The 12,198-nt window shown below is 67.5% G+C and carries 9 protein-coding genes; 6 read left to right on the forward strand and 3 right to left on the reverse strand.

Features of this window, described 5'->3' with window-relative positions; all coding sequences use genetic code 11:
* The first annotated feature begins 146 nt into the window (after window positions 1-146).
* Window positions 147-1,982: a dihydroxy-acid dehydratase gene (gene ilvD, locus P0086_RS14740; protein WP_112593646.1), complete on the forward strand. Its 1,836-nt coding sequence runs from the start codon at window positions 147-149 to the stop codon at window positions 1,980-1,982.
* Window positions 1,983-1,994: 12 nt separating this feature from the next.
* Here the strand turns inward: ilvD and P0086_RS14745 are convergent, their stop codons facing one another.
* From P0086_RS14745 to P0086_RS14755, 3 genes are all read right to left on the reverse strand, one after another.
* Window positions 1,995-2,429 carry a hypothetical protein gene (locus P0086_RS14745; RefSeq protein WP_275786803.1) on the reverse strand — a complete coding sequence of 145 codons (435 nt, stop codon included), beginning with the start codon at window positions 2,427-2,429 and terminating at the stop codon, window positions 1,995-1,997.
* 18 nt (window positions 2,430-2,447) lie between these two features.
* On the reverse strand, window positions 2,448-2,900 hold the full coding sequence (locus tag P0086_RS14750; RefSeq protein ID WP_275786806.1) for a MarR family winged helix-turn-helix transcriptional regulator: 453 nt from the start codon (window positions 2,898-2,900) through the stop codon (window positions 2,448-2,450).
* A 119-nt stretch (window positions 2,901-3,019) separates the two neighbouring features.
* Window positions 3,020-3,343: a hypothetical protein gene (locus P0086_RS14755; RefSeq protein ID WP_275787007.1), complete on the reverse strand. Its 324-nt coding sequence runs from the start codon at window positions 3,341-3,343 to the stop codon at window positions 3,020-3,022.
* 227 nt (window positions 3,344-3,570) lie between these two features.
* Between P0086_RS14755 and P0086_RS14760 the strand changes: the two genes are divergently transcribed.
* The 5 genes from P0086_RS14760 (at window position 3,571) to P0086_RS14780 (ending at window position 12,198) form a co-directional block, all read left to right on the forward strand.
* Window positions 3,571-4,305, forward strand: a complete 735-nt coding sequence (locus tag P0086_RS14760; protein WP_112593643.1) for a thioredoxin family protein — start codon at window positions 3,571-3,573, stop codon at window positions 4,303-4,305.
* Between the two features lie 90 nt (window positions 4,306-4,395).
* A complete protein-coding gene (locus P0086_RS14765) occupies window positions 4,396-5,163 on the forward strand; it encodes a VOC family protein (RefSeq protein ID WP_275786810.1) in 768 nt (255 codons plus the stop codon).
* Window positions 5,164-5,318: 155 nt separating this feature from the next.
* Window positions 5,319-6,353, forward strand: a complete 1,035-nt coding sequence (locus tag P0086_RS14770; RefSeq protein WP_275786812.1) for an aldo/keto reductase — start codon at window positions 5,319-5,321, stop codon at window positions 6,351-6,353.
* Between the two features lie 121 nt (window positions 6,354-6,474).
* Window positions 6,475-9,783: a transglutaminase family protein gene (locus P0086_RS14775; protein WP_275786815.1), complete on the forward strand. Its 3,309-nt coding sequence runs from the start codon at window positions 6,475-6,477 to the stop codon at window positions 9,781-9,783.
* A gap of 63 nt (window positions 9,784-9,846) precedes the next feature.
* Window positions 9,847-12,198, forward strand: a complete 2,352-nt coding sequence (locus P0086_RS14780; protein WP_148179351.1) for a circularly permuted type 2 ATP-grasp protein — start codon at window positions 9,847-9,849, stop codon at window positions 12,196-12,198.

The raw sequence follows: 12,198 nt of genomic DNA on the forward strand, positions 1-12,198 counted from the left end.
ACAGGAAATTCCAAGTTTCGGCGCAAAAAATGACAATCCTTTCGTGACGCGGCCGGGCTTTTGCGCTAGGGAACCCGTGACAGAGGCTGGCGGGTGGGTGTTTCGGGCCCGATGCCGGGCCTTGCAGGACCTTGAGGAACATGTCGATGCCAGCCTATCGCTCCCGAACCACCACCCACGGTCGCAACATGGCCGGTGCCCGCGGCCTGTGGCGCGCGACCGGCATGAAGGATGCGGATTTCGGCAAGCCGATCATCGCCGTGGTCAACTCGTTCACCCAGTTCGTCCCCGGCCACGTGCACCTGAAGGACCTCGGCCAGCTGGTCGCCCGCGAGATCGAGGCCGCCGGCGGCGTCGCCAAGGAGTTCAACACGATCGCCGTCGACGACGGCATCGCCATGGGCCATGACGGCATGCTCTATTCGCTGCCGAGCCGCGAGATCATCGCCGACAGCGTCGAATACATGGTCAACGCCCACTGCGCCGACGCCATGGTCTGCATCTCCAACTGCGACAAGATCACGCCCGGCATGCTGAACGCCGCGATGCGGCTGAACATCCCCGCAGTCTTCGTCTCCGGCGGCCCGATGGAGGCCGGCAAGGTCGTACTGCACGGCCGGAAGCACGCGCTGGATCTGGTCGACGCGATGGTCGCCGCCGCCGACGACGCGGTCTCCGACGAGGACGTCAAGGCGATCGAGCGCTCCGCCTGCCCGACCTGCGGCTCGTGCTCGGGCATGTTCACCGCCAATTCGATGAACTGTCTGACGGAAGCCCTCGGCCTCTCCCTGCCCGGCAACGGCTCGACGCTCGCCACCCACGGCGACCGCAAGCGGCTGTTCGTCGAGGCCGGCCACCTGATCGTCGACCTCGCCCGCCGCTACTACGAGCAGGAGGACGAGAGCGTGCTGCCGCGCAACGTCGCCAACAGGAAGGCCTTCGAGAACGCGATGTCGCTGGACATTGCCATGGGCGGCTCGACCAACACGGTGCTGCACATCCTCGCCGCCGCCTACGAGGGCGGGATCGACTTCAATCTCGACGACATCGACAGGCTGTCGCGCAAGGTGCCCTGCCTGTCCAAGGTCGCCCCGGCCAAGAGCGACGTCCACATGGAGGACGTCCACCGCGCCGGCGGCATCATGCGCATCCTCGGCGAACTCGACCGCGGCGGCCTGATCCACCGCGACAGCCCGACCGTGCACGCCGCCACCCTCGGCGACGCGATCGACCGCTGGGACATCACCCGCACCAACTCGGAGACGGTCCGCACCTTCTTCCGCGCCGCCCCCGGCGGCATCCCGACGCAGGTCGCCTTCTCCCAGGAAGCCCGCTGGGACGATCTCGACACCGACGGCGAGAAGGGCGTCATCCGCTCCGTCGAACATCCCTTCTCCAAGGACGGCGGTCTCGCCGTGCTGAAGGGCAACATCGCGCTCGACGGCTGCATCGTGAAGACCGCCGGCGTCGATGAATCGATCCTGAAGTTCACCGGCCCCGCCGTCGTCTTCGAAAGCCAGGACGCGGCGGTCAAGGGCATCCTCGGCGGCGAGGTCAAGGCCGGCGACGTCGTCGTCATCCGCTACGAGGGCCCGAAGGGCGGCCCCGGCATGCAGGAGATGCTCTATCCGACGAGCTACCTGAAGTCGAAGGGGCTCGGCAAGGCCTGCGCACTGATCACCGACGGCCGCTTCTCCGGCGGCACCTCCGGGCTGTCGATCGGCCACGCCTCGCCGGAAGCGGCGAACGGCGGCGCGATCGGCCTCGTCCGCCAGGGCGACACGATCGAGATCGATATTCCGAACCGCACCATCAATCTGGCGATCTCCGACGCCGAGCTCGCCGCCCGCCGCGCCGAGCAGGACAAGCTCGGCTGGAAGCCGGCGCAGCCGCGCAAGCGCAACGTCACGACCGCGCTCAAGGCCTACGCCGCCTTTGCCAGCTCCGCCGATCTCGGCGCGGTGCGCATCCTGCCGGAATGACGCCGGCGCGGCTCAGGCGCGCACCCTGCGCCCGAGCCGCATGCCGTCGCGCACATTGAGCGCCATGAGACAGATGTTGACGGCGCCGGCGACGAGCTCGAGCGCCTGCACCAGGTAGAAGACCGTGCCGAAGTCGCCGGCGAGCGCGAAATGCCGGAGAACCAGCGCGCAGGGCACCAGCACCAGGATGCCGTTCAGCGCGATGAAGGGCATGCGCTTCATCTTGGCCGCGACGATCGGGCTCTTCCAACGCCCGCCGATGCGAAAGCCGCTGACGCCCGTCAGCGCCAGCGCGGGCACGAGCACCAGCAGCCCCCAGGGGATGGCGAGCTTCACGGCACGGACCACCTCGATCGTGCCGATCGTTTCCGCCACCGCCGTGGACAGCCAGAAGGCAAGGATCGTCGCCAGCGCCAGCATGCCGGCGACGGGATGGAGCGTCTTCATCGATGTCGTCCTCTTGGATCAATCCGGCGGATGGACTTCATCCAGCCGGATGCAAAGCGTCTCGAGGGCCTCAGTCGCGGCTTTCACTTGCGTCTCGTCCATCCCCGCCGCCAGACGGGCGGCAAGGGCGTTCCATTGCAGCATGACGGCGCCATAGGCCGCCTCGCCGGCCGGCGAGAGCCGCACCAGCCTGGCCCGCTTGTGATGCGGGTTCGGCGCGAGCGTCACCATCTCCTGCTTCTGCAACTCGTCGATCAGGCGCTGCACCGATTGCCGCGACAGGCCCATGTTGCGGGCGATCTGCGGCACGGTCAGCGGCTGTCCGGCGAGCACGACCGCACCCATCACCTGCCAGCGCGCACTGGAGAGGCCGAACGGTGCGGTCAGTGCATCGCCGGCCGAAAGCAGCGCGCCATTGGCGCGGAACGTCGCCAGCGCCAAGGCGGTCAAATGATCGGATCGCTCAGCCATCATGAAAGCATGATGTCAAATTGACAGTATGCTGTCAAGTTGAAAGTCGCATGACATTCCCCGCGCCGATACGCACAGGTCTGGACAGGGAACGGCCGGAGGCAGGGACGGCGATGCCGTCAGAGCGGGCGGCTGATGTTCTTGTAGGCTTCGTTCAGCTGCTGCATCCGCCGGTCGTAGGCGGACTGGATGCAGGCGACGTCGGCGCCGCAGGCCTGCCGCTCCTTCAGCCACGCCGTCTGCTGGTCCTGCATCTCGCCGCGCGCCCCCATGGCGACGAGCCCCGACAGGATGTCGAAGGTCGTGACCATCCGGACGTCCGCATCGTTCAGCGCCCGGTTGTCGCAGATCGCCTTCTCGTCCGGGGCAAGCTCCGTCCGGTCGCAGTCGAAGCTCGCGGCGGTCGCCGGCCACGCGACGGCAAGCAGGCTGCAGAGCGTCATGAGAGCGGGCGCGACGGCGCGCAGGGTGGGCATTCTGGCCATGGATCGAACTCCTCGTGAGCCGCGTTAGATATGGCCCGCTCCTTTTTTGACAAGGGAATGTCGGATTGCCGCCCTATCCTTCGTCCTTGAGACAATCGGCCGGATGGCCGGCAACTTTGACACGCCGGGATAAGGTTGATATCAACGTAATCAGGTTGAAATGTCCGTGAAAGGGAGTGACGAGCATGAGACAGCAACACGAGGTCGTTTCCCGCGAGGAATGGCTGAAGGCGCGCCAGGCGCTTCTCGCCATGGAAAAGGAAGAGACGCGTCTGCGCGACAAGGTCCGCGCCGAGCGGCTGGCGCTGCCCTGGGTCAGGGTCGACAAGGCCTATGCGTTCGACACGCCGGCGGGGCGGAAGACGCTCGCCGACCTGTTCGACGGCCGCAGCCAGCTGATGATCTATCATTTCATGTTCGGCCCCGACTGGGAGGCCGGCTGCCCCGGCTGCTCCTTCATGGCCGACCATATCGACGGCATGCTGCCGCACCTGAACCACCACGACGTGACCTTCGTCTGCGTCTCCCGCGCACCGCTCGCCAAGATCGAGGCCTACAAGCGGCGGATGGGCTGGGCGTTCCCGTGGTATTCGTCCTTCGGCAGCGACTTCAACTTCGACTACCACGTCTCCTTCACCAGGGAGGACCTGGCGCGCGGCACCGTCACCTACAACTACCGGCAGACCCCTTCGGAGGATGCCCACGACGAACTGCCCGGCATGAGCGCCTTCTTCCGCGACGAGGACGGCAGCGTCTACCACACCTATTCGGAATACTCCCGCGGCGGCGAGGAACTGCTGGGGACCCTGATGACCTTGGACCGCGCGCCGAAGGGCCGCAACGAGACCGGCACGCTCAGCTTCGTCAAGCGCAAGGACGAGTATGAGGATGCCCCCAAGGCCCAGTCCTGCTGCAGCTGACGTAAAATGTGCACATCTCGGCCGCAGACTGCGCGTCGTGGAACGCGGTCGAGCCTGTTTCATCCGAGCGAAGCCATCCTGGAGGAAATCATGCCCAGCAAACAAGGAAAGTTCGTCTGGTACGAGCTGATGACCGACGATACCGATGCGGCAGAAGCCTTCTACAAGACCGTCGTCGGCTGGACGGCCAGGGACACCAGCATCCCGGGCATCCAGTACACGACGTTTTCGGCCGGGGAGGAGATGATCGCGGGGCTGATGAAGACCCCGAAGGAGGCCGAGGGCATGCCGCCCTTCTGGATCGGCTACATCTCCGCCGGCGATGTCGATGCCACCGCGCGCGACGTGGCGGCAAAGGGTGGCGCCGTCCACCGGCAGCCGGACGACATTCCCGACATCGGCCGCTTCGCCGTCGTCGCCGACCCGCATGGCGCCGCCTTCTGCCTGTTCAGCCCCAAGGAGGAGGGCCCGCCCCCGGGCGATCCGATGACGCCCGGCCATGTCGGCTGGCACGAACTGATGGCCGGCGACCTCGATGGCGCCTGGGCCTTCTATTCGTCGATGTTCGGCTGGGAGAAGGACGAAGCCCTCGACATGGGCGAGATGGGGACCTACCAGCTCTTCAAGGTGCACGGCCAGACGACCGGCGGCATGATGACGAAGCCCAAGGACATGCCGGCCCCGCCGCACTGGGGCTTCTACTTCGTCGTCGGCAACATCGATGCGGCCGTCGAGCGCGTCAACGCCGCCGGCGGCAAGGTGGTGATGGGGCCGATGGAAGTGCCCGGCGGCGCCTGGATCATCCAGGGCGTCGATCCGACGGGCGCCCATTTCGCGCTGGTCGGCTCACGGGCCTAGGGGCCGCAGCCGAGCCGCACCGGAGATGGCGAGCGCACGATCTGTGAACCGAAGTCACAGATACTGTTCTTCGCCATCGCCTAGTGTGCGGGACCATCCACGTCCATCTTCCTGGCGAACGGCGCCGCAGTGCGCCTGAGCGACAGGAGATGGACATGGAATACAGACGATTGGGTGCATCCGGCCTGATGGTGCCGGCCCTGAGCTTCGGAACCGGCACCTTCGGCGGCGAGGGCCCCCTCTTCGGCGCCTGGGGCAATACCGGCGAGTCCGAGGCGCGACGGTTGGTCGACATCTGCCTGGAGGCGGGCGTCAACCTGTTCGACACCGCCGACGTCTATTCGAACGGCGCTTCCGAGACCGTGCTGGGCGCCGCGCTGAAGGGGCGCCGGCACGAAGCCTTGATCTCCACCAAGATGGCCCTGCCGGTCGGCGACGGGCCGAACGATGCCGGAACGTCGCGTTCGCGGATCATCCGCGCGGTCGAGGCGGCGCTGGAACGGCTCGGCACCGATTATATCGATCTCCTGCAACTGCATGCCTTCGACGCCGGCACGCCGGTCGAAGAGGTTCTCTCCACCCTTGCGAGCCTGGTCGATGCCGGCAAGCTGCGCCATGTCGGCGTCTCCAATTTCGCCGGATGGCAGTTGATGAAATCGCTGGCGGCCGCCGAGAAGCACGGCTATCCGCGCTACGTCGCCCATCAGGTCTATTATTCGCTGGTCGGCCGCGACTACGAATGGGAACTGATGCCGCTCGCCCGCGACCAGGGCGTCGGCGCGCTCGTCTGGAGCCCGCTGGGCTGGGGGCGCCTGACCGGCAAGATCCGCCGCAACGCCCCGCTGCCGGCCGGCAGCCGGCTGCATGCGACGGCGGACTACGGACCGCCGGTCGACGAGGCCCGTCTCTACGATGTCATCGATGCGCTGGAGGCCGTCGCCGCGGAGACAGGCAAGTCCGTGCCGCAGGTGGCGATCGCCTGGCTCCTGGCGCGCCCGACGGTATCGAGCGTCATCATCGGCGCCCGCAACGAGGAGCAGCTTCGCCAGAACCTCGGCGCGGTCGGCTGGTCGCTGTCGCAGGAGCAGATCGACCGGCTGTCGGCGGCGAGCGAGACGACGGCGCCCTACCCCTACTTCCCCTACTACAGGCAGGAGGGCTTCGCCCGGCTCAACCCACCGATCCGCTGAGCCGGACCCTACACGGCGAGGGAGGAGGCCCGCGGCCATTGCCGCTTGCAATCTTCCTTTGCATTGCACAAACTTCCCCTCGATGGCGGCAAAGACCCGCCACGAGGGGAAAAGCGCGCCTATGTCGATCAAGGCCAGTATCTACCATCTGACCCACTACAAATACGACAGGCCCGTCCGCCTCGGGCCGCAGATCATCCGGCTGAAGCCCGCCGCGCACTCGAAGACCAAGGTGATCAGCCATTCGTTGCGGGTCTCCCCGCCGAATCACTTCGTCAATCTGCAGCAGGACCCCTACGGAAACTACCTCGCGCGCTACGTCTTTCCGGACCCGGTCACCGAGCTCAAGATCGAGGTCGATCTCGTCGCCGACATGACGGTCTACAATCCCTTCGATTTCTTCGTCGAGGAGGAGGCGGAGCACTGGCCGTTCGACTATCCCGCCGACCTGCGCGAGGATCTGCGCATCTACCGCGAACCCGAACCGCTGACGCCGGCGCTCGCAGCCTTCCTCGACGCCGTCGACCGCTCGCGCCAGCGCACCGTCGACATGGTCGTCGGCCTCAATGCCAGGCTGCAGCAGCAGGTCGGCTACGTCATCCGCATGGAGCCCGGCGTGCAGACGCCGGAGGAGACGCTGACGAGCGCCCGCGGCTCTTGTCGCGATTCCAGCTGGCTGCTGGTGCAGATCCTGCGCAATCTCGGCTTCGCCGCCCGCTTCGTCTCCGGCTACCTGATCCAGCTGACCCCGGACCTGAAGGCGCTGGACGGCCCCTCCGGCACCGACCACGACTTCACCGACCTGCACGCCTGGTGCGAGGTCTATCTGCCCGGCGCCGGCTGGATCGGCCTCGACCCGACCTCGGGGCTGCTGACCGGCGAGAGCCATATCCCGCTCGCCGCAACCCCGCACTACCGCAACGCCGCCCCGATCAGCGGCGACTATTTCGGCGAGGCGAACACCAGCTTCGACTTCGACATGAGGGTGGCCCGCGTCGCCGAGCACCCGCGGATCACCAAGCCCTTCTCCGACGAGTCCTGGGAAGCGCTGAACGCGCTCGGCAAGGACGTCGACCGGGTGCTATCCGAAAACGACGTGCGGCTGACGATGGGCGGCGAGCCGACCTTCGTCTCGATCGACGAATCCGAGGAATGGAACACCGACGCCGTCGGGCCGACGAAGCGCGAGAAGGCCGATGCGCTCATCCGCCGCCTGCGCGAACGCTTCGCCCCCGGCGGCTTCCTCCACTACGGCCAGGGCAAGTGGTACCCGGGCGAAAGCCTGCCGCGCTGGACCTTCTCGCTCTACTGGCGCCGCGACGGCAAGCCGATCTGGTCCGATCCGGCCCTGATCGCCGAGGAACACGCGACCCATCCGGTCTCCAACGACGATGCCGAGCGCCTCCTGACGACGATCGCCGGGGAACTGGGCATCGAGACGGAGATGGTGCTGCCGGCCTATGAGGATCCGGGCGAATGGGTCCTGAAGGAGGCGAACCTTCCGGACAACGTCGACCCGTCGAATTCCAGGCTCGAGGACCCCGAGGCCCGCAGCCGCATCGCCCGCGTCTTCGAGCGCGGCCTGACGAAGCCGAGCGGTTATGTCCTGCCCGTGCAGGCGTGGAACGCGCGCGCCGCCGGCCGGCGCTGGATCAGCGAGAAATGGCAGACCCGGCGCGGCCGCATCTTCCTCGTCCCCGGCGACAGCCCGGTCGGCTACCGCCTGCCGCTCGGCTCGCTGCCGTGGCTGTCTCCCTCGTCCTATCCCTACATCAACCCGGTCGATCCCACCGTCGAGCGCGGTGAACTGCCGGATTTCGCCGAGCCCCAGCGCCAGATCGCGGTGGACTTCCATGCCGCCGAGGGCCAGCAGGAACAGGTCCGCCAGGTCGTCTCCGACATCGTCGGCAAGGTCCGCACGGCGATCAGCGTGGAGGCGCGTGACGGCCGCCTGTGCGTCTTCATGCCGCCGACCGAAGGCGTCGAGGAATATCTCGAACTCATCGCCACCGCCGAGCGCGCCGCCAAGGCACTCGGCCTGCCGGTGCATATCGAGGGCTATGCGCCGCCGCACGACGAGCGGCTGAACGTCATCCGCGTCGCCCCCGATCCGGGCGTCATCGAGGTCAACATCCATCCGGCCTATGGCTGGGAGGAGTGCGTCGACATCACCACGGCCGTCTACGAGGAGGCGCGCCAGAGCCGGCTCGGTGCCGACAAGTTCATGATCGACGGCCGCCACACCGGCACCGGCGGCGGCAACCACGTGGTCGTCGGCGGCAAGAACCCGAACGACAGCCCGTTCCTGCGCCGGCCGGACCTCCTGAAGAGCCTGGTGCTGCACTGGCAGCGCCATCCCTCGCTCTCCTATCTCTTCTCGGGCCTGTTCATCGGCCCGACCAGCCAGGCCCCGCGCATCGACGAAGCCCGCCACGACGGCCTCTACGAACTGGAGATCGCGCTTGCGCAGGTGCCCGCCCCCGGCGAGGGCACGCCGCCGCTTCCCTGGCTGGTCGACCGGCTGTTCCGCAACCTGCTCGTCGACGTCACCGGCAACACCCATCGCTCCGAGATCTGCATCGACAAGCTGTTTTCGCCGGACGGCCCGACCGGACGGCTCGGCCTCGTCGAGTTCCGCGGCTTCGAGATGCCGCCGAACGCGCGCATGAGCCTGGCGCAGCAGCTTCTGATCCGCGCCCTGATCGCACGCTTCTGGCTCAGGCCCGCCGCCGGCGCCTTCGTGCGGTGGGGCACGACGCTGCACGACCGCTTCATGCTGCCGCACCATGTCTGGCAGGATTTCCTCGAAGTGCTGGCCGACCTGCGCGAAAACGGCTTCGACCTGCGGCCCGAGTGGTTCGCAGCCCAGCTCGAGTTCCGCTTCCCCTTCTGCGGCGAGGTCGAATACGAGGGCGCGCAGCTGGAACTGCGCCAGGCGCTGGAGCCCTGGCACGTGATGGGCGAACAGGGCGCGATCGGCGGCACCGTGCGCTATGTCGACAGCTCCGTCGAGCGGCTGCAGGTCAAGCTCGAGACGGCGAACCCGGAACGCTACGTGGTCACCTGCAATCGCCGCCGCGTTCCGCTTGCGCCCACCGGCGCCAGCGGCGTCGCCGTCGCGGGCGTTCGCTACAAGGCGTGGCAGCCCGCCTCCGGCCTGCACCCCGCGCTCCCCGTCAACACGCCGTTGACCTTCGATATTTATGATACATGGTCGCGCAGAGCGGTGGGCGGCTGCATTTACCACGTTGCCCATCCCGGCGGACGAAACTATGACACCTTCCCTGTGAACGGAAACGAGGCGGAGGCCAGGCGGCTCGCCCGATTCGAGCCCTGGGGACACAACCCGGGCAGCTACGGGGTGTTCGAGGAAACGATCTCGCGGGATTTCCCGCTGACGCTGGATCTGAGGCGCCCGCCAGGAGTGTAGGACTTGACATCGAAGGCGGCCGAGGCGGAGCGTATCGCGGGAAACCCGCTGCTGGAGGGGCTCATGAACTATGCGCCCTTGCCGGGCATCGCCGACGAGATGGTCTCCCCCGACGGTTCGATCCGCCCGGCCTGGCAGAAGCTGCTTGCCGCCCTTGGCCGGATGGACGAGGCCGAGCTCGCCAACCGCTTCGCCCGTGCCGACCGCTACCTGCGCGACGCCGGCGTCTTCTATCGCGCCTACGGCAAGGAGGCCGGCGGCGAGCGCGCCTGGCCGCTGTCCCACATTCCCGTCCTGATCGACCAGGCCGAATGGGAGAACCTGTCGCGCGGGCTGATCCAGCGCGTGGAACTGCTGGAGACGATCGTCGCCGACATCTACGGCCCGGCGCGGCTGGTGTCGGAGGGCCTCCTGCCTGCGTCGCTGATCGGCACCAACCAGGAATACCTGCGCCCGCTTGTCGGCGTCCCCCCGGCCGGCGGCCATTTCCTGCACTTCTGTTCCTTCGAGGTCGGCCGCGGCCCGGACGGAAACTGGTGGGTGCTGTCCGACCGCACCGAGGCGCCTTCGGGTGCGGGCTTTGCGCTGGAAAACCGGGTCGCCACCGCCCGCGCCTTCTCCGACGTTTATGCGGAGACGCATGTGCACCGGCTCGCCGGCTTCTTCGGCGCCTTCCGCGACGCGCTTCTGGCCGGCCGCCAGTTCGAGGACGACCGCATCGCCGTGCTTTCGCCGGGCCCGGCCAACGAGACCTATTTCGAGCACGCCTACATCGCCCGCTATCTCGGCTTCATGCTGCTCGAGGGCGAGGATCTGGCCGTCGTCAACGGCCGCGTCATGGTGCGCACCGTCGCTGGCCTGAAGCATGTCAGCGTGCTCTGGCGGCGGCTCGACGCCAGCTTTGCCGATCCGCTGGAACTGAACCACAAGTCGCAGCTCGGCACGCCCGGCATCGTCGAGGCGCTGCGGGCCGGTTCCGTGCGGATCGTCAACGCGCTGGGCTCCGGCATTCTCGAGACCCGCGCGCTGCTCGCCTTCATGCCGACGATCAGCCGCTACCTGACCGGCGAGGACCTGCTGTTGCCGAGCATCGCCACCTGGTGGTGCGGCCAGCAGGCCGAGCGCGACCATGTCGCCGCCAACATCGACAAGATGGTGATCGGCCCCGCCTATTCGACCCGCCCCTTCTTCGACGACAACGGCCAGTCCGCGCTCGGCTCGACCCCGCGCGAGAACGACAACCGGTCGATCGCCGAGTGGCTATCGGCCGAAGGCGCCCGCCTCGTCGGCCAGGAGGCGGTCACGCTTTCGACGACGCCGGCCTATGTCGACGGCCGGCTCGTGCCGCGGCCGATGAGCCTGCGCGTCTTCGCCGCCCGCACCCGCGACGGCTGGCAGATCATGCCGGGCGGCTTCGCCCGCATCTCCTCCGGCAGCGACGTCTCTGCGATCACCATGCAGGAGGGCGGCTCGGCCGCCGACGTCTGGATCGTCAGCGACCGGCCGGTCGACCGCACCTCGCTCCTACCCGCCGACGAGAGCTTCACCCGCAACCTGCCCGGCAGCCTGCCGAGCCGCGCGGCGGACAACCTCTTCTGGCTCGGCCGCTACATCGAGCGCGCCGAGGGGGCGCTGCGCATCCTGCGCGCCTGGCACGGCCGCTTCGCCGAATATGCCGACCCCGACCAGCCGCTTTTGAAGGACGTCTCCGACTACCTGAAGCAGCTCGACATCGACACCGCCGAGCCCGTGCCCTCCAGCCTGCTCGCCAGCATCGACAGCGCCGTCTTTTCCGCCAGCAACATCCGCGACCGCTTCTCCCCGGACGGCTGGCTGGCGCTGGCCGATCTGTCCAAGACCGCGCGCCGCTTCCACGATTCGATCCACCCGGGCGACGACGCCACCCGCGCCATGACCGTGCTCTTGCGCAAGCTCGCGGGCTTCGCCGGTCTCGTGCATGAAAACATGTACCGCTTCACAGGCTGGCGTTTTCTTTCGGTCGGCCGCTACCTGGAGCGCGGCCTGCACATGACGCGGCTGCTGCGCCATCTGTCCGGCGAGGACGCCCCCGACGGCGCGCTCGACATGCTGCTCGAGATCGGCGACAGCGTGATGACCCACCGCCGCCGCTACAATGTCGCGACCGCCAGGCTGACCGTCACCGACCTCCTGGCGCTCGACCCGCTCAACCCGCGCTCCGTGCTCTACCAGCTGAACGAGATCAAGACCGAGATCGAGCAGTTGCCGAACGCCTATTCGAACGGGCAGATGTCCCCCTTCTACCGCGAGGCGATGCGGCTGCACGCAGGCCTTGCGGTCATGACGCCGGAGGGCATGACGCCGGAGGCCTACCGGCATTTCGAGACCGAACTGGAAAAGCTCTCCGACATTCTCGGCGAAACATACCTCAGCTGA

It is taken from the genome of Mycoplana sp. MJR14 (genome assembly GCF_029210525.1).
Lineage (GTDB): Bacteria > Pseudomonadota > Alphaproteobacteria > Rhizobiales > Rhizobiaceae > Mycoplana.